Here is a 20,925-nt window from a genome sequence, read left to right as displayed (position 1 = left end):
GCTCCACGGCACCGGCTGTCAGCGGCCTCCGCGATACCGGCTCCACGGCGCCCGATGTCAGTGGTCTCCGTGATAATCGCTCCGCCACGACCGCCGGAGCGACGGAGTACGCGCCTTGTCCCCGATCCATGAATTCGCCACCTGGGAGCCGCTGTTGTGGCTCCTGTTCCACGACAACGCCGACCGCCTCGCCGCGCCGGGCGGCTACGTGGCCGGGCACATCAGCCGAGGCGGGTGGAGCGTGCCGGTGCGCCGGCGCTCACCCCCTCCCGGCCAGGCGTCCCAGATCGAGGACATGCAGGAGGAACACGACGCGGTGGGGCGGGTGCACACGGCCCTGGCCGAGTCCGGCGTCGACGGGGTCGCGTTCGTCGCGGAGATCTCACCGGCCGGCCGGGCCGCCCTGCATCTCATCGAGACCGGTCCCGCCGTGGAACCCGGCATCGGCGGACCCCACCCGGGGGCGATCCTGCTGGTCGAGGGCGCCGTACCCGAGCCGTGGCGGCGGCTGCCCGACCCGGTGGACGGGGCCGCCCCGCACCCGGCGGCCGATCCCGCGCTGCTGGAGCGGACGCTCCGCGAACGGCTCCCCGACGCGATCGGCGCCACCGAGGAGGAGATCGCCGCGGCGGAGAAGCGCCTCGGCATCGCGCTGCCCGAGGAGCTGAAGGCGCTGTACCGGGTGACCCGGGCGCGCTGGGAGGACTGGGACGGCGACTACGACAAGGCGGAGCAGGTCTACGACGCGGTCGGCTGCGAGCTGCTCCCCCTGGACCGCGTGTACGTCGCCGACGCCGCGTCCCGCAGGAGCTCCTGGCGGTTCGCGGCGATGGAGGCGGTCTTCACCCCGCCCGACGCGGCCGTGCAGGGCCTGGTCGGCTCCCCCGGCTGGATCGTCTTCGGCGACAACGGCGGCGGTGACCGGCTCGCGGCCGACCTGACGCCGGGCCCGGGCGGGCACACGGGACAGATCATCCAGATCGGTCACGAGGACCACGTCGGCGCCGATCTGCTCGCCGCCTCCCTCACCGACCTGGTGCTCAACGGGGAGCGCGAGGAGCGCGCTCGCCGCCGGGAGGCGCCGGCGGTGGCGTACGTCAATGTCGCGAGCCTCGGCAGTGTCGAGGAGGCCGCCCACCCCGCCCTCGAGGTCCTGTCCATCGGCGTCCTGGAGGGTCCGCCCGTCAGTCTCGCCCCCGTGGCCGGGCTCCCGCGTCTGCGGACCCTGAGCGCCTATCCCCGTACCCTCGCCGACCCGCTGGAGACAGCCCGGCTGACCGGCCTGGAGTACCTGGAGCTCGGCCCGGAGGAGTGGCGGGTGCTGCTGGACGCCGACGCGGTCCCCCGGAGCCTGCTCGCGGCCGGCATCGAGGTCCACGGCGACCGCCACCCGCTCCCCGTCGTCGACCTCGCGAACGAACTCCTCGCCCGGTGGGACCGCCCGCCGATGACCCGGACGGTCCTGGAGGGCGAGCTGTGAGCCACCGCTAGGCGGTCGCGAGCGCGGGGGCGGCCGGGCGGCGCCGGATCACCAGCGCCATCAGCGCCGCCGCCGCGCACAGCGCGCCCGACGCGTACCAGACCATGTCGTACGTGCCGAACACGTCCCGGGCCACTCCGCCGAGGAAGGCGATCAGGGCGGCACCGACCTGGTGGGAGGCGAGGACCCAGCCGAAGACGATCGCGCTGTCGTCGCCGTACTGCTCACGGCACAGGGCGACGGTGGGCGGGACGGTGGCGACCCAGTCGAGGCCGTAGAAGACGATGAAGAACAGCATCGGCGGGTGCACGCTGGGCGCCAGCAGCATCGGCAGGAACAGCAGCGAGACACCGCGCAGGGCGTAGTACACCGCGAGCAGGCGGCGGGGTTCGAAGCGGTCGGTGAACCAGCCGGAGGCCACGGTGCCGACGACGTCGAAGACGCCGATGACCGCGAGCAGCGAGGCGGCGGCCGTGACCGGCATGCCGTGGTCGTGGGCGGCGGGCACGAAGTGGGTCTGGACGAGGCCGTTGGTGGAGGCCCCGCAGATCGCGAAGGTGCCGGCGAGCAGCCAGAAGGGACCGGTGCGGGCGGCCTTGAACAGGACGGTCACCGCTCGGCGGGCGGCGCCCTGGACCGGTGCCGGCTTCGGCACGAACTCGGTCGCGCCGTACGGCCGTAGCCCCACGTCGGCCGGGTGGTCGCGCAGCAGCAGCCAGACGAAGGGGACGACCGCGAGCGCGGCGAGCGCGACCGTGATCGCGGCCGGCCGCCAGTCGTGCTCCTCGACCATCCAGGACAGCACCGGGAGGAAGATCAGCTGGCCGGAGGCGGAGGCGGCGGTCAGGATGCCGGTGACCAGGCCGCGCCGCTCGGTGAACCAGCGGTTGGTGACGGTGGCGGCGAAGGCGAGGGCCATCGAGCCGCTGCCGAGGCCGACGAGCAGGCCCCAGTAGAGCATCAGCTGCCAGGCGGCCGTCATCCACACGGTCAGGCCGGAACCGACCGCGATCACGGTCAGCGCGACGGCGACCACCCGCCGGATGCCGAAGCGGTCCATCAGCGCCGCCGCGAAGGGCGCGGTCAGGCCGTACAGCGCGAGGTTGACGGAGACGGCCGCGCCGATGGTGCCGCGTGACCAGCCGAAGTCCTGGTGCAGGGGGTCGATGAGGAGGCCGGGCAGGGAACGGAAGGCGGCGGCGCCGATGATCGTCACGAAGGTGACGGCGGCGACGAACCAGGCGCGGTGGACGCGGAATCCCCCGGGGGGCCGGGTTTCCTCGACGGCGGCTGCGGCTTCGGTTGTCTGGGTCACGACATACAGCGTGCGGCCTGCGGGTCGCCGGATCCATTGGCCCGAAGGACAGCATTCGTTAGGATCGGGCCATGAGCCGGACTGGTCGTGCCCCGGGGTTCCGCCCGCACCGCATCGTCGTCCTCGCCATGGACGGCGTCCTCCCCTTCGAGCTGGGTATCCCGCACCGGATCTTCGGCCGTCCCCGGGACGCCGAGGGGCGGCTGCTGTACGAGGTCGTCACCTGCTCGATCCGCCCGCCGGGCCCGGTGCAGACCGACGCCGACTTCGCCATCCAGGTCGAGCACGGCCCGGAGACGCTGGCCACCGCCGACACCGTGATCGTCCCGGCGTCGTACGAACTGGGCCCGGTCTTCGAACAGGGCGTCCTGACCGACGAACTGGCCGCCGCCCTCGCCCACATCCGCCCCGGCACCCGGCTCGCGTCCATCTGCACCGGCGTCTACGTCCTCGCCGCCGCCGGCCTCCTCGACGGCCGCCCCGCCACCACGCACTGGGCCGACTCGGACCGGCTCCAGGAGCTCTTCCCGCAGATCAGGGTCGATCCGGAGGTCCTGTTCATCGACGACGGCGACGTGCTGACGTCCGCGGGGGTCGCGGCCGGTGTCGACCTGTGCCTGCACATGGTCCGCCGCGACCACGGCACCGCGGTCGCCAACGACGTGGCCCGTCGCACGGTGGTACCGCCGCACCGCGACGGCGGCCAGGCCCAGTACATCCACCGCCCCGTGCCCGACCCCCAGCAGTCGACCACGACCTCGGCCCGCACCTGGGCGCTGGGCCGGCTGCACGAGCCGATCCAGCTGCGGGACATGGCCGCGCAGGAGGCCATGTCGGTACGCACCTTCACGCGCCGCTTCCGCGAGGAGGTCGGCGTCAGCCCCGGCCAGTGGCTCACCCAGCAGCGCGTGGAGCGCGCCCGCCACCTCCTGGAGTCCACCGACCTCTCCGTCGACCAGGTGGCCCACGACGCGGGCTTCGGCACGGCCCAGTCCATGCGCCAGCACCTACAGACGGCCCTCGGCGTCACCCCGACGGCATACCGCCGCACCTTCCGGGCCGGGACGGGGGGCTTCGACACCTCCTCCGGGAGATACGGCGAGGTCGGCGCCCTGCGCTGAACTCCCCGCCCGGCGTGCCTCTCCCCACCACCCCACCCCCGTCAGCGCGAGTGTGAGCACCACCCCGGCCAGGATCGCCCGGGACGGCTCCGTGACCGTGAGCAGGGCACCGGCGAGTGAACCCGTGGCCGCGTAACCCGCGCCCGCGGCGGCGTACATGACGGAGTACCCGGCGGCCAGGGCGGCGGGCGGCAGCGCCTCGCGCAGGGCGAGGTTGCGGGTGAGCAGCGCGCCCGACTGGAGCAGGCCGCCCACCGCGAGCGCGGCCGCGATCCCGGCCGTGTGCGGGATCAGCGCGACCAGGGTCACGCAGAGCGAGGTGCCGCACATCAGCACGAGAGAGCGGGTGCGGGGCAGGCCGGGCCAGGTGCGAAGGCCGTAGAGGAACGCCCCGAGTCCGCCGCCCACCGCGAGCCCGGTCAGCATCGGGCCGGACCAGCCGACCCGGATGCCCCGCTGTTCGAGCAGGGCGGGCAACGCGAGCTCGGCGAGCCCCAGCAGAGCGAGGCTGGCCGCTCCCGTGACGTACACCGGCCACGCGCCGAGCAGCAGCCGGGCCATCGACGCCCCTTGGGCCCACGCCCCGCCGCCCCCGGAGTCCTCCGCCTTCCACCCCGCCGGAAGCAGCCACAACCCCGCCACCGACGCCCCCATCAGCCCGGCGGCCAGCATCAGCGGGACGCGCGGCGCGACGGTGAGGGCGAGGCCGGTGACGGCGGCCGGGGAGACGGCCCAGATGACGGAGTTCAGCATGGACTCCGTGGACAGGGCCTGCGCCACGGCCCGCTCCGGCACGAGTTCCGTGAGCAGCGCGCGCAGCCCGCCGGTCGCCGCGGCCGGGGCGCAGCCGGCGAGGACCGCGAACGCGCCCAGGACCAGGGGATTCGCGTCGGGAAGCAGTCCGAGCCCGGCGAACCCGGCGGCGCCCGTCGCCAGCCCCATCGCCAGTTGGGGACGGGGATTGTCGGGCCGCAGCCGCATCCCGAGCACCGGGGCGCCGACGATCTCACCGATCACGTACACCGCCGCGAGCACCGCCCCCAGCGCATACCCTCCCGGTCTCTCGCGCACCAGGAAGACGAGGGCCAGCGGGGCCATCGCCACCGGCATCCGGGCGCCGACGGACGTGCAGGCCCAGCCCAGCACCTGGGGGGAGGCGACATCGCGGTAGGTCATGCGTCGAAGCTAGGGCCCGGCACCGACATCGCCCCAAGGGTTTTCCGGGCCCTGTGGAAAACTCCGGGACCGGTGGGTCAGAAGGTCAGCACCCCCCGTGCCACCCGTCCCGCCTCCGCGTCCCCGACCGCCTTCTCGAAGTCCTCGATCGGGTACGTCTCCGTGACCAGTTCGTCGAGGAGCAGGCGGCCCTGGCGGTAGAGGTCGGCGTACAGGGGGATGTCGTGCTGCGGTCGTGACGAGCCGTACCGGCAGCCGAGGACGGCCTTGTCGAGGAACATCGACGAGACGGCGAAGGACGCCTCCGCGCCCGCCGCCGGCACCCCCAGCAGCACCGCCTGGCCGTGCCGGTCCAGCAAGTCGACGGCGGCGCGCACGAGTTCGACCCGCCCGACGCACTCGAAGGCGTGGTCCACGCCGTACGGCAGCAGCTCCCGCACGCCCTCCACCGACGTCAGGAAGTCGCTCGCCCCGAACTGCCGGGCCATCGCCTCCTTGGCCGGGTTGGCGTCCACGGCCACGATCCGCGACGCCCCGGCGATCCGCGCGCCCTGGATGACGTTGAGCCCGATCCCCCCGGTCCCGATCACCAGCACGCTGTCCCCGAGGTCCACCCGGGCCCGGTTGAGCACGGCTCCCACCCCGGTCAGCACCCCGCACCCGATGAGCGCGGCGGACGTCAGGGGGATGTCCTTCGGGATCCGGACCGCCTGGACGGCCTTCACCACCGTCCGTTCCGCGAAGGCGGAGTTGCAGGCGAACTGGAACACCGCCTCCCCGCCCCGCACGAAGCGCTTCCGCGGCCGCCCGATGGAGCTGCGGCACATGGTCGGCCGCCCCCGGTCGCAGTCGGCACAGGCCCCGCAGTTGGCCAGCGTGGACAGCGCCACATGGTCGCCGGGCCCGACATGCGTGACCCCCTCCCCCACGGCCTCCACCACACCCGCGCCCTCGTGCCCGAGCACCACCGGCACCGGGAACGGAATGGTCCCGTCCACCACGGACAGATCGCTGTGGCACAGCCCGGCCGCCGAGATCGCGACCAGCACCTCCCCGGGCCCCGGGTCCCGTACCTCCAGATCGTCGACGACCTGGAGCTGCCTCCCGTCGAACAGCACGCCGCGCATCAGACGACCCCCTTGGGTTCCCTGGGCAGACCGAGCACCCGCTCGGCGATGATGGTGCGCTGGACCTGGTCCGAGCCGCCGTAGACGGTGTCGGCCCGCGAGAACAGGAACAGGTGCTGCGACTCGTCGATCTCGTACGGCGAGGCGGGGGACCAGTCCCGGGGGCCGACCGCGGCCTCCGCCCCGCGCACGAGCATCGCCAGCTCCCCGAGCCGCTGATGCCACCCCGCCCACAGCAGCTTGGCCACATTGGGCGCCCCGGTGTCCCCCGAACCGCCCAGTGTCCGCAGCGCGTTCCACCGCATGACCCGCAACTCGGCCCACTGCCGCACCAGCTGCGCCCGTACGACGGGATCGGCGGCCGCCCCGGTCCGTACGGCGGCCCGCACGACCCGGGTCAACTCCTCAGCAAAACCCACCTGTTGCGCCAGCGTGGACACCCCGCGCTCGAACCCCAGCAGGCTCATGGCCACCCGCCAGCCGTTCCCCTCACCCCCGACGACATGCTCCACGCGCGCGTGCGCCCCGTCGAAGAAGACCTCGTTGAACTCACTGGTCCCGGTCATCTGCCGGATCGGCCGCACCTCGATGCGTCCCGGCTGGTCCATGGGCACGAGGAGGAACGACAACCCGTGATGCCGCCTCGACTCCGGATCGGTCCGCGCGAGCACGAAACACCAGTCCGCCTCGTGCGCGAGGGAGGTCCAGATCTTCTGCCCGCTAATCCGGTACACCCCGTCCGACGCGAGCGACGCCCTCGTCCGCACCCCGGCGAGATCGGACCCGGCCCCGGGCTCGCTGTACCCCTGACACCACAACTCGTCCCCGGCGGCGACGGGAGGCAGAAACCGGGCCTTCTGCTCGCCGGTACCGTGCACGAGCAGGGTCGGCGCGAGCAGCTTCTCCCCGATGTGCCCGGACCGCGCCGGCGCCCCCGACCGGGCGTACTCCTCGGCCCAGACGACCTGCTGGGTGAGGGTGGCGGTCCGGTTGCCGTACCCGGACTCACTCCAACCGAGCCCGATCCAACCGGACTTGCCGAGGGTCCTTTCCCAGGTACGACGGTCTTGTGCACCGTCGGCGTGGACCGAGAGCCATTCCCTCGCTTCGCCACGGAACGCCTCATCCTCGCCGGTGAACCCGAAATCCACGGGGCTCTCCTCTCAATTCGGGACGCGGTATTCCACCTGGGGGCGCGGGGAACTGCGCGACCAGCCACAACGAACCCGCACCCGCCGAACCACACGCACCCCACCCCATTAGGCGCCCGGCCCCGAAAGCAACGGCATCGGATCCACCCCCACCGACCCCGGCAAGAACTCCGCGATCGACTCCGGCGTCCACCCGCCGGAGGCATACGCAGCCCGCAACTCCCTCGGCTGCGCCCACACCGCGATCTTCGCCCCCGCCACCGTGTACACCTGCCCGGTGATCTCCCGAGCCCGCGAGGACAGCAGATAGACCACCATCGCGGCCACATCCTCCGGCTCCCCGATCTCCGCCAGATCGAAGGGAACGTTCGCCGACATCCGCGTCCGCGCGACCGGCGCCACCGCGTTCGCGGTCACCCCGTACTTGTGCATCGCGAGAGCCGCGCTGCGCACGAGCGAGATGATCCCCCCTTTCGCGGCGCTGTAGTTGGCCTGCGAGAAGGACCCCTGGTGGTTCCCGCTGGTGAATCCGATGAGCGTCCCCGCCCGCTGCTGCCGCATCACCGCGGAGGCCGCCCGGAAAACCGTGAACGTCCCCTTCAGATGGGTCGCGACCACCGGGTCCCACTCCTCCTCGGACATGTTGAACAACATCCGCTCACGCAGGATCCCGGCGACGCACACCACCCCGTCGAGCCGCCCGTAGGTCGACAGCGCGGTGTCCACGACCCGCTGTCCGCCCGCCATCGTCGAGATGTCGTCGGCCACGGCGACGGCCTCACCCCCGGCCGCCTCGATCTCCTTCACCACGGCGGAGGCGACCTCGCTCGCGGGGGACGCCCCGTCCACGGAGACGCCGTAGTCGTTGACGACGACCCGCGCGCCCTCGGCCGCCGCGGCCAGGGCCACCGCCCGCCCGATCCCCCGCCCCGCGCCGGTCACGGCGACGACCTTGTCTGCCAAGAAGTTCCCCACGCCCGGCCCCTTCCCGCGGTTTCTGACGGACCGTTAGATTTTATGACCCGTCAGATGTGCGGACACAAGCCCCGGGGAGGGCCCGATGTCACTTCCGGCCGCGTTCCACGACATCGCCAAGCGCGTGAACAACTGGGGGCGTTGGGGCACCGACGACGAGATCGGCACCCTGAACCTGATCACCGACGAGGTCGTCCGCGAGGCGGCGGCGACCGTCCGCACGGGTCGCCGCGTCCCCCTGGCGCTCCCCCTGAAGCAGGACGGTGTGCAGACCGGGATGATGCCGGGCCGGGTCAACCCCCTGCACGCGATGGTGCAGATCAACCAGGAGCTCTTCGGCCCGGGGACGGTCGCGTGCAGCGACGACGCGGTGACCATGGGCCTCCAGGCGGCCACCCACTGGGACGCCCTCACCCACGTCTCGCACTCGGGAATGCTCTACAACGGCCGCCCCGCCGGCACCATCACCCCGCACGGGGGCGCCGAGTTCAGCGGCATCGACAAGGCGCGGTACGTCGTCTCGCGCGGGGTGCTGCTCGACGTGGCCCGCGCGCGGGGCGTGCAGCGGCTCGACGGGGGGCACGCGGTGACGCCGGAGGACCTGGAGGCCGCCGAGGAACTCGCGGGCACGCGCGTGCGTGCCGGGGACGTCGTGCTCGTACGGACCGGGCAGGTCCAGGTGTATCTGGCGGGGGACAAGGAGGCCTACGCCTATCCGTCGCCCGGTCTGTCGGTCCGCACTCCGGAGTGGTTCCACGCGCGCGATGTCGCGGCGGTCGCCAACGACACCCTGACCTTCGAGATCTTCCCGCCCGAGATCGAGGACCTGTGGCTGCCGGTGCACGCGCTGGACCTGGTGGAGATGGGGATGCTCCAGGGGCAGAACTGGAACCTGGAGGAATTGTCCACAGCCTGTGGAGAAGCGGGCCGCTACACGTTCCTGCTGTCGGCGATGCCCGAGCCGTTCGTCGGCGGCACCGGAACACCCGTGGCCCCGGTGGCCGTGCTGTGAGAGGTCGGTCGGCGGCGCGCGCAGGCCCGCCCCGAGCTCGACATCGCGCGCCGCCGTCATCGACTCCCCTGCGCCCTGGGGGAGTCGACACCGCATCACGATCCACTCTCGTCGAGGACCTCCGTCACCGAAGCCCTCGGCGTCCCCTCGCGGCGAATCGCTGACTCCAGCGTGATCAGCCGAACGCAGCGCGTCAACACCCGTGAGGCGATTCATCACTTACGTCCTGTTTGCCGCCGCCGCGCATCGATGCACCTCCCGGCGCACCGGCACATCACGAAGGCGGACGGGGTCGGTTTCTGCACCCATGCGCCGGGCAGTCACCGCGCCGACCGGGTGCCGCGAGCCACCGCGCCGACCGGGTGCCGCGGACCACCGCGCCGACCGGATTCCGGGGCATCACGCCACGCGCCGGTCACACCGCCTCGAACGCCAGCCCTTCATAGGCCGAGGCCGCGGCGATGTCGTAGACCTTCGTGTCCTTCTGCGGCCGCTCGCAGCGGTCGAGTTCGCACCAGATGCTCTTGCCCGCGCCCTCCCGGCTCCAGCCCCAGCGGTCGGCGAGGCCGTCGACCAGGGCGAGGCCGCGGCCGCCGGTCGCGTCGCCGTCCACGCACCGCGGCACCGGAGCGCGGCCGCTGCGGTCGGCCACCTCCAGGCGGACGGGGGCCGACTCCGCCTCGGTGCCCGGCAGGGACAGCCGCAGCACGGCGGGCCGGCCGGTGTGCACCACGGCGTTGGTGACCAGTTCGGACACGAGCAGGATCAGGGTCTCGGCGAGCGGCTCGTCGACCCCTATCCCGGATCCGGCGAGCCGTGAGCGGGCCCACCGCCGGGCTCGCCCCACCTCTGCGGGGTCGGGCCGGATCTCCAGCTGCACTTGAAGCACCTGCACCGCTCACACCATCCGAACCGGCGGGCCCATGGCCTCGCGCCTCACGAGGGCCACGATCGTAGCCATTTTTTGCATGGCCAGAACAATGGCCAAAGCCGGGGTCACAGAACGTGAGTCCCTTACGAGACAGCATGGTTGACGTACAGTCACGCCAACAAGCGCTTCGGGCATATTCCAGCGCGAAGGAGTACCCGTGCGGGATACTGTGCGACGCTCGTGGCAGGGAGTCGAACAGGTGGTGGCCACAGGCCCTCCCACCCTGCGAGCAGCGGCGCGCACCGCCGGGTCCGGCGCGGCCCCATCGGCAACACCGGCATGGCTCAGGCTCCGAACCACTCGCATCTCACACAAGGTACCGGAGCGGGACGCCGACTCCAGGACGTGACGAGTCACACATAGGACACAACCCGATATCAACGCTCCGTGATTCCGGTATGCCACAATCCGCGACATCCGCGCCGGGCGCCCCGGAGACGAGGCAGGCCGCGGGCCGCCTCAGGCCAACAGATCGACGGCGAGCGACTCCTCACTCTCCGCACCTCCACCGCCCCGCCGGGCGCGCACCCAGGCCCGCTTCAGCAGCAGCTGCACCTCGCACTCCCAGGTGAACCCCATCCCGCCGTGCACCTGGAGACAGTCCCTGGCACCCCGCTCGGCGGCCTCGTCGGCCAGTAGCCGGGCCGCGGCGATGTCCACCGGGTCGGCGGTCACGGCGGCCGCGTACACCGCGGCCCGCGCGGTCTCGGCCCGCACCAGCATGCCCGCACACAGATGCTTGACCGCCTGGAACGCCCCGATCGGCTGCCCGAACTGCTCCCGAGTCCGCGCGTGTTGCACGGCCAGCTCACACGCGCGCGTGGCCGTGCCCAGCTGCTCGGCGGCGGTGAGCAGGACGGCGACGGGATCGACGGCACGCGCGCGTGCGCCGGGCACCCGGTGCAGCGGGGTGAGCGGGTCCACCGATGTCAGGGCTACGGCCCCGGCGGCCTCCCCCCGGACGACATCGGCCTCCTCCAGCCACTCCACGAACCCCCCGGGATCGACGTCGGCCACGACGACCTCCCCCTCGGCGGCCCCGTCCACGACCCCGGCCGCGAGGTGGGTCGCCACGAGGGGCCCGGGCAACAGGGCCCGTCCAGCCTCCTCAAAGGCCAACACGGCCTCCGGCAACCCGAGTCCGACCCCACCGTCCGCCTCCGGCACCCGCAGCGAGAAGAACCCGGCGGCCCCGAGCGCCCGCCACAGCCCACGGTCGAGCCCGGGGGAGTCCACGGCAGCGCGCAGTGCCTCACCATCGAACCGCCGCGAGAGCAAACCCCGCACCCCGTCCTGCAACGCCAGCTGATCATCAGTCAGTTGAAACCGCACGCCCAGACCCCTTCTCGACTCCGGTCACGGTCGACTACCCAGGGGCGCGGGGCTGTGTCTATTTGCGGCTCCGCCGCGTGGGCGCGACAAGCCCCCACTCGCCCGCACCCGGCACTCAACCGCTACCGCCCCTTAGGCAGCCCGAGAATCCGCTCAGCCACGATGTTCCGCTGAATCTGCGAAGTCCCCGCAGCGATCGTGTACGACAGTGACGACAACCGATCGAGCACCCAGTCCCGTTCAAGATCCAGCGACTCCGCACCCAGCACATCCGCCGCCACGTCGTACAACTCCTGCCGCACATGCGAATACCGGAGCTTGAAGACCGACCCCCCCACCCCCGGCACCCCACCACTTGCCTCCGCCTCACTCACGTTCCACTGAGTAAGCCGCCACAACGCCCGGAACTCCGCGTTGAGCCGCCCCAGCCTCCGCCGCACCGAAGGGTCGTCCCAGCACCCGTTGTCCCGAGCCGCCGCCGCAACCGAACGCAGCACCCGCCGGCACGCGACCACCTCCCCCACAAAAGCCGTCCCCCGCTCGAACGACAGCGTCACCATCGTCACGCGCCACCCGTCGTTCTCCTCGCCCACCCGGTTCGCCACCGGCACCCGCACCTCGTCGAGGAACACCTCGGCGAACTCGGTGGACCCGGCCAGCGTCCGCAGCGGCCGCACCTCGACGCCCGCCGCGGACATCGGAAGAGCCAGCCACGTGATCCCGCGATGCTTGGGCGCGGCCGCATCCGTGCGCACCAACAGCTCGCACCAGTCCGCCACTTCGGCGTGCGAGGTCCAGATCTTGGACCCGGTCACCACATAGTCGTCGCCGTCCCTGCGCGCCCGCGTACGAAGGGCGGCGAGGTCGCTGCCGGCGTCCGGTTCGCTGAACCCCTGGCACCAGACCTCCTCGCCGCGCAGGATCGGCGGCAGCCAGCGTTCCCGCTGCTCGGCGGTGCCTTCGGCGGCGATGGTCGGCCCGGCGTGCAGCAGCCCGACGAACCCGGCGCCCACATAGGGCGCGCCCGCGTTCTCGGTCTCCTCCAGGAAGATCAGCCGGGTGGTGGGAGAGGCGTCCCAGTGCACGTGCGCGTACCCCGCGTCGTAGAGCATGCGCTGCCAGCCGAGGTCGTAGGCCCTGCGCCCGGGCCAGTCCCGCGGGGACGGCTTCGGCGGGAGCGTGGGGAGCGCCTTGGCGAGCCACTCCCGCAGCCGCGCCCGGAACTCCTCCTCCTCCGGCGTGTACGCGAGGTCCATGGCAGCCGCCCTATCTGATGAACCGTCAGTTCCTGGAAGGCTAAGTCCCGTACCCCTGGACCGACAAGGCGTCCCGCCCTACGCTCTGCGCACGATCTGACTGTCCGTCAGTTCCTTGGAGGGGGCCGCCGTGACCGACACCGCCCACGCGCTCAGCGCGTCCCGCACGCTGTGGGAGCTGGTCGCCCGCCGCGCCGGCCTGACCCCCGACCGCCCGGTCCTCCTCCAGGACGACCGCGCGCTCACCTTCGGCGAACTGCGCACGCGGGCCGAGCGGGTGGCGGCCGGCCTGTACGACATGGGCGTGCGCCCCGGCACGGTGGTCGCCTGGCAGCTGCCCACCCGGATCGAGACGGCCCTGCTCTCCTTCGCCCTCGCCCGCCTGGGCGCCGTGCAGTCGCCGGTCATCCCCTTCTACCGGGACCGCGAAGTCGGCTTCGCCCTCCGGGAGTCGAAGGCGGAGTTCTTCGCGGTGCCGGGCGTCTGGCGCGGCTACGACCACACGGAGATGGCCCGGCGGCTCGGCGCCAAGGGCATCTTCGAGGCGTACGACGACCTCCCGGACGGCGATCCGGCCGTCCTGCCCGCGCCGCCCGCCGACGGCACCTCGGTCCGCTGGATCTACTGGACCTCGGGGACCACCTCCGACCCCAAGGGCGTGCTGCACACGGACCGTTCGCTGATCGCGGGCGGCTCCTGCCTCGCGCACGCACTGCGTCTGACCGCGGACGACGTGGGCTCGATGGCCTTCCCGTACGCGCACATCGCGGGCCCGGACTACACCGTGATGCTGCTGCTGTACGGCTTCCCGGCGGTGATGTTCGAGCAGTTCGCGCTGCCGGACGCACTGGAGGGGTACCGCAGGCACGGGGTGACGGTGGCGGGCGGTTCGACGGCGTTCTACTCGATGTTCCTCACCGAGCAGCGCAAGCGGCCGGAGGAGCGGATCATCCCCACGCTGCGCCTGCTCGCCGGGGGCGGGGCGCCCAAGCCGCCTGAGGTCTACCACGCGGTCGTACGGGAGTTGGGGGTGCAGCTCACCCACGGGTACGGCATGACCGAGGTGCCGATGATCACCATGGGGGCGCCCGACGACACGGTGGAGAACCTGGCGACGACCGAGGGGCGGCCACCGGAGGGGATGTCCGTGCGGATCGTGGACGGGGAGGTGCGGCTGAAGGGGGAGGCGGTGTGCCAGGGGTACCTGGATCCGGCGCAGACCGCGGAGGCCTTCGACGCGGAGGGCTATCTGCGCACCGGGGACCTGGGGTTCCTGACGGCAAGCGGCCATCTGGTGCTCACCGGACGGCTCAAGGACGTGATCATCCGCAAGGGCGAGAACATCTCGGCGAAGGAGATCGAGGACCTGCTGGCCGCGCATCCGGCCGTCGGGGACGTGGCGGTGATCGGACTGCCGGACGCCGAGCGGGGGGAGCGCGTGTGTGCCGTGGTGGAACAGCCCGAGGGGGCCGCGGAGTTGACCCTGGACGCCGTAGCCGACTATCTGCGCGCGGAAGGGCTGTCGACGCACAAGCTTCCGGAGCAGCTGGAGGTGGTGGACGCCCTGCCGCGCAACGAGACCCTGCGCAAGGTCCTGAAGTACAAGCTCAGGGAGCGCTTCGGGGGCCGGTGAGGTAGCGGGCGCTACTCGGGGACCGTGAAGTAGCGCGCGAAGGCGGGCACGATCTCGGCCTCGCCGACCTTGCCGTCGCCGTCGCCGTCCAGACCGGCGGCGACCGTGTGCGCGAGTTCCTCGGCGACGCCCAGGATCCTGAGCACGCGCGCGGTGTCCTCGACGGTGGCGCGGCCGTCGCCGTCCTGGTCGGCCACGTCGATCGCCGCGTGCAGGAAGGGGCGGGCGATCTCGGCGAACCGGTCCGGGTTGTCGCGCAGCCGCTTGACGGCGCCGTTCACGAACTCGTCCCGGGTGATCCGCTGGTCGCCGTCCCGGTCCGCGATCCCGGCCATGCCCTGCCAGAACGCCTCCGCGCCGGCGTACAGCGCCTGCCCCTTGTCGGAGCGTGCCGTGGCGCCGAACTCCGTGAGCAGCGCCTTGGCCGCCACGTTGAAGTCCTCGCGGTCGATGTAGCCGTTGCCGTCCTGGTCGAAGGTGACGAACCGGCCGGCGATCCGGCGCTCGTACTCGCTGCTGACCATGTCTCTTCGGACCGCCTCACATCACATCGGGTGCATCTCGCACGGAGCGTACGACGCGCGCGGCACGCCGGGGGCCGGAAGGCGACGCTTGTACCAGGACCGGGGGAATTTCGGGACAACGGTGTGGCAGAGGCGGGGCCTATGCGGACAGTGGTCCCGCCTCCTCGTCGGTCGCCGAGTCCAAGTCCGGATGGACCTCGAACAGCCGGCGGACCCCCAGTGCCCCGAGGACGCGGTTGACGTGGGACCCGTCGGCGGCGCCCTGGGCCGGCAGTATCAGGCGCAGTTCGCCCTGGCAGGAGCGGATCAGCCGGCGGGAGGCGATGAGCACGCCGACACCGCTGGAGTCGCAGAAGTACACCTCGGACAGATCGAGGACGAGACGGTGACGGCCCTCGGCCACCACGTCGTGGACGTGCTGGCGGAGCACCGGTGAGGTCACCAGGTCCAGCTCGCCCGACACCCGGAGCACGGCCCAGTCGGCCTGCTCGTCGCCGGTCACCTTGAACGCCACCACCATGCCCTTCATTCGCCGGTAAGCAACCGGAAGCCTTCCCTACGCTTCCTTGGAGCGCGGCTGCCCAGCGGCCGTTCCCTGAAACACAGACCGAGAAACGGAAATCGTTCGAAAGAGGCTTGTTTTAGTCGGCTTCGATCCTGTTCGATCGGGTCTGATCAGAGAGCGAAGGGGTAGGCAAGGTCCACTACCACTCACGGCCCCTCGGGGGGCGCGCATTGGAACAAAGGGGCGTGCGCCGTCGGGGGTGCCGACTACATTCGAGGAGACGGTGGGCTCAGGCTTGACTCGGACACTTCCAGGGTGAGGGGGCCGTATGGCAAAGAAGGACGCACCGCCCCGCTGGGACCGCAAGATGCAGCAGCGGCTCGCACGCGGTGAGGCGGCCGCCCTCGGCGAGCTCTACGACCGTTTTGCTTCGCTTGTGCACGGTCTCGCCCACCGCGTGCTCGAAGACGAGCGCGCCGCCGACGGCATCACCCGGGACGTCTTCGCCCACGTCTGGGAGCACCCCGAGACCTACGACCCCAAACAGGGCCCGCTGCGCTCCTGGGTCGCCGGACTGACCCACCGCCTGGCCGTGCAGCGGCTGCGCGCCACCGAGACCGCCGCGCTCACCCAGGGCGGTGAGGGCGCGGTCGCCGACACCGAGGAGCTGGAGCGCAAGGTGCACCGCGCCTCCGTCGCCGCCCGCGCCGACTACATCGTCCAGGCCATGCCCACCCCGCTGCGGGCCGCCCTGGAGCTGGCCTACTTCCAGCGCCGCGACTACCGCCAGGCCGCCGCCGACCTCAGCATCACCGAGGACGAGGCCCGCCGCCGCCTCCGCCTGGGCCTCCAACTCCTGTCGACCGCCCACGACTCCGGAGCGCCGGGGGCGCCGCCGGGATACGGAGGCGCGGCGTGAGCGACCGTTTCGAGGCGTACGACGAACACGGCGAGGGACCCGAGGACGGCTCCGGCGACGCGGCCGAGGAGCGCAGCACGTCCCGCGGCCGCCCGGAAGAGCACGAGAAGCACGAGGACCACGAGCTCAGCGGAGCCACCGGAGACGGCTCCGGCGACGGCACGGACGGCGGCGACGGCTCCTGCGACCGACCCGACCAGCCACCCCGCATACCGCTGCCCCGCGCCTCCGTCGAGGACACCGGTCGCCCGCTGCCCGAGCTGGACGAACTGCCCCGGCCCGCACCCCTCGTGCTGGAGCACCAGGTGCTGAAGTCACTGCTCGGGGCCTGGGCGCTGGCCGCGTGTTCGGCGGAGGAGACGGCCGCCGTTGAGGACCACCTCGGCGACTGCGGCACCTGCGCCGAGGAGGCACTGCGGCTGCGCGGGGCCGTCGGGCTGCTCCAGCGCCCGGAGAGCCTCGACCTGGACCCCGGTCTGCGCACCCGCGTCCTCGACGGCTGCCTCGACCGCCGCCCGCCGCGCATCCCGATCCCGAAGTGGGCCACGCCGTACGACGCCGAGACCGCCCGTCTCGACGCCCTGCTCCAGGACTTCGGCGACGCCGAGTGGCACGCCCCGGTGCGGCTGCGCTGGTTCGACGCCGACGAGGCCACGAGCCGCCGTACGACGGTCGCCGGGGTCATAGCCCACCTGCTGTCGGTCGACGGCCTCGTGGCGGTCGCTCTGGGCCTGGACGACCCCATGGGCGAGGTCCCCGCGGCCGCGCCCACCCCGGCCGGCCGCACCGAGGCGTACTGGCGCGCGTCGCACTTCCCGCCGACCCGTTCCGTGCGCACCCCCTGGCGCGAGCAGAGCCACGACCTCGTGCGCACGGTGTCCTTCACCGGCGGCACCTCCGGCGGACTCACCGTGCCCTACGGCGACTTCGAACTCCCCCTCCACGACGCGATGCTGGACCGCGCCTTCGAGTGCTGGGTGCACGCGGAGGACATCGCGGAGGCGGTCGACTACCCGTACGAACCCCCGTCCCCCCGCCACCTCAACAAGATGATCGACCTGGGGGTGCGGATGCTGCCGGCGGTCCTGGCGGAACGGCGCCGGAAGGGCCTGGCGTCACCTGGCCCCGGGCGGCACCTGGTCCCGGCGGGGGATCCCGGCCGCACCCTGCGGCTGGAGATCGAGGGCCATGGCGGCGGAGAGTGGCTGATCCCGCTCGACTCCCCCGCGGCGGTGGGTTCGGCGGAGCACGAGGTGGCCCATGTCGCCCTGGACGGCGTGGAGTTCTGCCAGCTGGCCGCGGGACATGTGCCTCCGGCGGAGGCGGCGGCGGGGCAACGGGGTGACCGTGAGGCGATCAGGGACGTCCTGTTCGCGGCGGCGAGCTTGAGCCGCATGTAGGGGCCGGTTGCGGTTTCGTCGGCGGCTGCGGGTGAGTGGGGGCTGGTCGCGCAGTTCCCCGCGCCCCTCGAGTACGTGCAGTGGACGTGCCTTCAGGAGCGCGGGGAACTGCGCGAGCAACCACGAACCACCCGCAGCCGCGCCACGACAGCCGGCCCCGAGCTCCTAGGCGAACACGACCGTCCGCCGCCCGTTCAGCAGAATCCGCCGCTCCGCATGCCACTTGACGGCCCGCGCCAGCGCCTGGCACTCCACGTCCCGCCCGATCGCCACCAGCTGGTCCGGCGTCACGTCGTGACCGACCCGCTCGACCTCCTGCTCGATGATCGGCCCCTCGTCGAGGTCGGCGGTCACATAGTGCGCCGTCGCCCCGATCAGCTTCACACCCCGCGCATGAGCCTGGTGATACGGCTTCGCACCCTTGAAGCTCGGCAGGAACGAGTGGTGGATGTTGATGATCCGGCCGCTCAGCTGCTTGCACAGGTCGTCCGACAGGACCTGCATGTACCGGGCGAGCACGACCAGCTCGACGTCCTGCTCCCGCACCAGCTCGAGCAGCCGCGCCTCCGCCTCGGCCTTGTTCTCCCGCGTCACCGGAATGTGGTGGAAGGGAATGTCGTACGACCCCACGAGCTCGGCGAAATCGGTGTGGTTGGAGACCACGGCGGCGATCTCGACCGGCAGGGCTCCGATGCGCGCGCGGAACAGCAGGTCGTTCAGGCAGTGCCCGAACTTGCTGACCATGAGCACGACCCGCATCTTGTCCTCGGCCCGGTTGATCTGCCAGTCCATGTGGAAGGAGTCACCGATCGCCGCGAAGGACGCGCGCAGCTTGTCCACGGTCACCGGCGCCTCCGCCGAGAAGTGGACGCGCATGAAGAACAGTCCCGTGTCGTGGTCGCCGAACTGCTGGCTGTCCTCGATGTTGCAGCCGGTCATGAAGAGGTAGCTCGACACGGCGTGCACGATGCCCTGCTTGTCGGGGCAGGACAGGGTCAGGACGTACTGCTCGGCCGGGGCCTCGGCTCGGGTGGACTGCGCGTTCATGCTGGACAGGGTCGCATATCCGCCGGTCCGGCAGACACCGCGTCCGTCACGCGGACCGGGTCATGATCTGGAGCACCTGGAGCGTGCGCGGCGGTGCGTCCGGGTCCTCCCCGTCGGCCATCGCCATCCGCACGTGCGCGTCCCGCGCCGCCCGCACCGCGTCCGGCCACCCCGGGTTCTCCATGTACACGGAGACGGGGGCGTCCGGACCGACCTGGTGCATGATCCGCAGCACGCGCAGGACGGCGGTGTCGACGAGGGCCGCCTCCTGGGAGTCCCGGAAGATCGTGCCGACGTACTTCTCGGCGGACCAGTTGTCGAGCCAGGTGTCCTCGACGAGGCGGTACACGGCGTCGGTGACGTCCCCGTACCCCTCGACGCCGGTCAGCCAGACGTTCTGCTGGAACGCGGGGTCGGAGAGCATGTGCAGCGCGGAGCGCACATTGCTGCGCCAGCGCCACCACGGCATGTCGTTCAGTGGCATGCCGCCCATGGTGGAGGAGCGACGGCCGCGACGGGAAGAGTTCTCCGAACCTTGCACGGTCACCGATCGTACGTTCTCGCCCGAACCCGCCCCACAGGCCCCCGCTGTTCACCTTTACGTCACCGTTCGTTGACCGAGGGTCACTCCCGAGTTGGGAGTGTGACGGAAGCGTGTGGGTCCATGACCGGTAGGCGACGCATCCGCAGCACCTTCCTCCCCCGGCACCACCGGCCCGTCGGACCCATCGCCCTCGCGGCGGGGGCGGTGGCGGTGTGTGCCGCACTCGCCACCGGTTGCGGGGTCGTCCCCGGCACCACGGGGGGTTCCGGGGACGACCCGATCAAGGTCATGACCTGGGCCCCCTCGGGCACCGAGGCGACCAACAAGCCCGGCATGCCCGCCTTCGCGCAGGCCTACGCCCGCTGGGTCAACGCCTCGGGCGGCATCAACGGCCGCAAGCTCACCGTCCTGACCTGCAACGAGAACAACGACGGCGTGTCCGCGGCGAAGTGCGCCCGGCGCGCGGTCAAGGAGAACGTCGTCGCGGTCGTCGGCTCCTACAGCCAGTACGGCGACTCCTTCTTCCCGCCCCTGGAGGGCGCGGGCATCCCCTACATCGGCGGCTACGGCGTCACCAACGCCGAGTTCACCAGCCCGCTCTCCTACCCCGTCAACGGCGGCCAGCCCACCCTGCTGGCCGGTCTCGGGAAGGAGCTCGCCGGGGACTGCGGCAACGTCACCCTCGTACGGCCCGACACCATCGCGGGCGACGAGCTGCCCGTGCTGCTGGACTCCGGGCTGACCAGCGGCGGGCACCGGGCCGCGAGCGACGTGCGGGCGGCGGACGACGCCAACGAGTACTCGGCGCAGTCCACGAAGGCGCTCGACGGCGCGACGTCCGGCACCGCGGTCTCGGGCGGCTCGGGGACCCGTCCGGTGAAGGAGGGGTGCGTGGTGCCCGCGCTCGGCGACCGGACCAGCACCTTCATGGACTCCTTCCGGCGGGCCCGCGCCGAGTACCCGCGGGTGCGCACGGCCGTGGCGATGGGCAGCGTCGACCAGACGGAGATCGACGCGTCCGGCGGGGCCTCGGGGCCCTACGAGGGGTCGTACATCACGGGCTGGTACCCGGTGGAGAGCGACGCCCGCTGGGCCGCGATGAAGAAGGTCATCAGCAAGGAGGCCTTCGGCGACAACCGCATCGACTCGGCGGACGCGGGCGTGCAGACCACCTGGATCGCCTACACGGTGTTCAGGAAGGCCGTCGAGTCGCTCGGCGGCGGTGAGGTGACCGCCGACAGCGTGCGGGGCGTCCTCAACGACGGCCTCAAGATCCCGACCGGCGGGCTGACGCCGACCCTGGAATGGCCCCGGGACACCTGGAGCTCCACGAACCACCTCGCCTCCGTGGGCTTCCCGCGCATGGTCAACGCCAACGTGACCCTGCAGGTGGTCCGCCAGGGCCAGCTGGTCGCGGCCCGCAAGGGCTTCACCGACGTGACGCAGACCCTCCAGCACGCCGACATCGACTGAGGCG

The 20,925-nt window shown here is 72.0% G+C and carries 19 protein-coding genes; 7 read left to right on the top strand and 12 right to left on the bottom strand.

The features are described 5' to 3' along the window. Positions 1 to 115: 115 nt before the first annotated feature. Entirely contained in the window at positions 116 to 1,480 is a 1,365-nt protein-coding gene (locus tag OHN19_RS24160) for an SMI1/KNR4 family protein (RefSeq protein WP_330266183.1), read from the top strand. A 7-nt stretch (positions 1,481 to 1,487) separates the two neighbouring features. On the opposite strand, the gene OHN19_RS24155 is transcribed toward OHN19_RS24160, so the two are convergent. Further along, complete coding sequence (locus tag OHN19_RS24155) at positions 1,488 to 2,795, bottom strand: MFS transporter (protein WP_330266182.1); 1,308 nt, start codon at positions 2,793 to 2,795, stop codon at positions 1,488 to 1,490. A 71-nt stretch (positions 2,796 to 2,866) separates the two neighbouring features. Between OHN19_RS24155 and OHN19_RS24150 the strand changes: the two genes are divergently transcribed. Next, on the top strand, positions 2,867 to 3,916 hold the full coding sequence (locus tag OHN19_RS24150; RefSeq protein WP_330266181.1) for a GlxA family transcriptional regulator: 1,050 nt from the start codon (positions 2,867 to 2,869) through the stop codon (positions 3,914 to 3,916). On the opposite strand, the gene OHN19_RS24145 is transcribed toward OHN19_RS24150, so the two are convergent. The 4 genes from OHN19_RS24145 to OHN19_RS24130 form a co-directional block, all read right to left on the bottom strand. Continuing rightward, positions 3,803 to 5,092 (bottom strand): MFS transporter, encoded by a 1,290-nt coding sequence (locus OHN19_RS24145; protein ID WP_330266180.1) that lies wholly within the window; start codon positions 5,090 to 5,092, stop codon positions 3,803 to 3,805. The two genes, OHN19_RS24150 and OHN19_RS24145, sit on opposite strands and share 114 nt — an antisense overlap. 77 nt (positions 5,093 to 5,169) lie before the next feature. Then, a complete protein-coding gene (locus OHN19_RS24140) occupies positions 5,170 to 6,219 on the bottom strand; it encodes a Zn-dependent alcohol dehydrogenase (RefSeq protein WP_330266179.1) in 1,050 nt (349 codons plus the stop codon). Further along, entirely contained in the window at positions 6,219 to 7,370 is a 1,152-nt protein-coding gene (locus OHN19_RS24135) for an acyl-CoA dehydrogenase family protein (protein ID WP_330266178.1), read from the bottom strand. Before OHN19_RS24135 ends, OHN19_RS24140 begins: the two co-directional genes overlap by 1 nt. A 108-nt stretch (positions 7,371 to 7,478) precedes the next feature. After that, entirely contained in the window at positions 7,479 to 8,345 is an 867-nt protein-coding gene (locus OHN19_RS24130; RefSeq protein WP_330266177.1) for an SDR family oxidoreductase, read from the bottom strand. A gap of 85 nt (positions 8,346 to 8,430) precedes the next feature. Between OHN19_RS24130 and OHN19_RS24125 the strand changes: the two genes are divergently transcribed. Beyond that, on the top strand, positions 8,431 to 9,357 hold the full coding sequence (locus tag OHN19_RS24125) for a cyclase family protein (RefSeq protein ID WP_330266176.1): 927 nt from the start codon (positions 8,431 to 8,433) through the stop codon (positions 9,355 to 9,357). A gap of 415 nt (positions 9,358 to 9,772) precedes the next feature. Here the strand turns inward: OHN19_RS24125 and OHN19_RS24120 are convergent, their stop codons facing one another. The 3 genes from OHN19_RS24120 to OHN19_RS24110 all read right to left on the bottom strand — a co-directional run bounded on the left by OHN19_RS24120 (position 9,773) and on the right by OHN19_RS24110 (position 12,876). Next, a complete protein-coding gene (locus OHN19_RS24120; RefSeq protein ID WP_330269694.1) occupies positions 9,773 to 10,237 on the bottom strand; it encodes an ATP-binding protein in 465 nt (154 codons plus the stop codon). Positions 10,238 to 10,747: 510 nt separating this feature from the next. Next, positions 10,748 to 11,620 (bottom strand): acyl-CoA dehydrogenase family protein, encoded by an 873-nt coding sequence (locus OHN19_RS24115; RefSeq protein ID WP_330266175.1) that lies wholly within the window; start codon positions 11,618 to 11,620, stop codon positions 10,748 to 10,750. A 122-nt stretch (positions 11,621 to 11,742) separates the two neighbouring features. Continuing rightward, positions 11,743 to 12,876, bottom strand: coding sequence for an acyl-CoA dehydrogenase family protein (locus tag OHN19_RS24110; protein WP_330266174.1), 1,134 nt, complete (start codon positions 12,874 to 12,876; stop codon positions 11,743 to 11,745). 130 nt (positions 12,877 to 13,006) lie between these two features. Between OHN19_RS24110 and OHN19_RS24105 the strand changes: the two genes are divergently transcribed. Then, positions 13,007 to 14,509, top strand: coding sequence for a class I adenylate-forming enzyme family protein (locus OHN19_RS24105; RefSeq protein WP_330266173.1), 1,503 nt, complete (start codon positions 13,007 to 13,009; stop codon positions 14,507 to 14,509). A gap of 11 nt (positions 14,510 to 14,520) precedes the next feature. On the opposite strand, the gene OHN19_RS24100 is transcribed toward OHN19_RS24105, so the two are convergent. Beyond that, on the bottom strand, positions 14,521 to 15,033 hold the full coding sequence (locus OHN19_RS24100) for an EF-hand domain-containing protein (RefSeq protein ID WP_330266172.1): 513 nt from the start codon (positions 15,031 to 15,033) through the stop codon (positions 14,521 to 14,523). A gap of 139 nt (positions 15,034 to 15,172) precedes the next feature. Then, a complete protein-coding gene (locus tag OHN19_RS24095; protein ID WP_330266171.1) occupies positions 15,173 to 15,553 on the bottom strand; it encodes an STAS domain-containing protein in 381 nt (126 codons plus the stop codon). 313 nt (positions 15,554 to 15,866) lie between these two features. On the opposite strand from OHN19_RS24095, the gene OHN19_RS24090 reads away from it, so the two are divergent. Both OHN19_RS24090 and OHN19_RS24085 read left to right on the top strand, forming a co-directional pair. Further along, positions 15,867 to 16,457 (top strand): sigma factor, encoded by a 591-nt coding sequence (locus tag OHN19_RS24090; RefSeq protein WP_330266170.1) that lies wholly within the window; start codon positions 15,867 to 15,869, stop codon positions 16,455 to 16,457. Next, positions 16,454 to 17,857 carry an MDMPI N domain containing protein gene (locus tag OHN19_RS24085; RefSeq protein WP_330266169.1) on the top strand — a complete coding sequence of 468 codons (1,404 nt, stop codon included), beginning with the start codon at positions 16,454 to 16,456 and terminating at the stop codon, positions 17,855 to 17,857. Before OHN19_RS24090 ends, OHN19_RS24085 begins: the two co-directional genes overlap by 4 nt. A 165-nt stretch (positions 17,858 to 18,022) precedes the next feature. On the opposite strand, the gene purU is transcribed toward OHN19_RS24085, so the two are convergent. Further along, a complete protein-coding gene (gene purU, locus OHN19_RS24080) occupies positions 18,023 to 18,904 on the bottom strand; it encodes a formyltetrahydrofolate deformylase (RefSeq protein WP_330266168.1) in 882 nt (293 codons plus the stop codon). Positions 18,905 to 18,950: 46 nt separating this feature from the next. After that, on the bottom strand, positions 18,951 to 19,451 hold the full coding sequence (locus OHN19_RS24075; protein ID WP_123761481.1) for an SCO4402 family protein: 501 nt from the start codon (positions 19,449 to 19,451) through the stop codon (positions 18,951 to 18,953). A 117-nt stretch (positions 19,452 to 19,568) separates the two neighbouring features. Between OHN19_RS24075 and OHN19_RS24070 the strand changes: the two genes are divergently transcribed. Next, complete coding sequence (locus OHN19_RS24070) at positions 19,569 to 20,921, top strand: ABC transporter substrate-binding protein (RefSeq protein WP_330266167.1); 1,353 nt, start codon at positions 19,569 to 19,571, stop codon at positions 20,919 to 20,921. Positions 20,922 to 20,925: the final 4 nt, after the last annotated feature.

Source organism: Streptomyces griseorubiginosus (assembly GCF_036345115.1).
Lineage (GTDB): Bacteria > Actinomycetota > Actinomycetes > Streptomycetales > Streptomycetaceae > Streptomyces > Streptomyces griseorubiginosus_C.
This window is presented reverse-complemented; position numbering and strand designations above follow the sequence as displayed.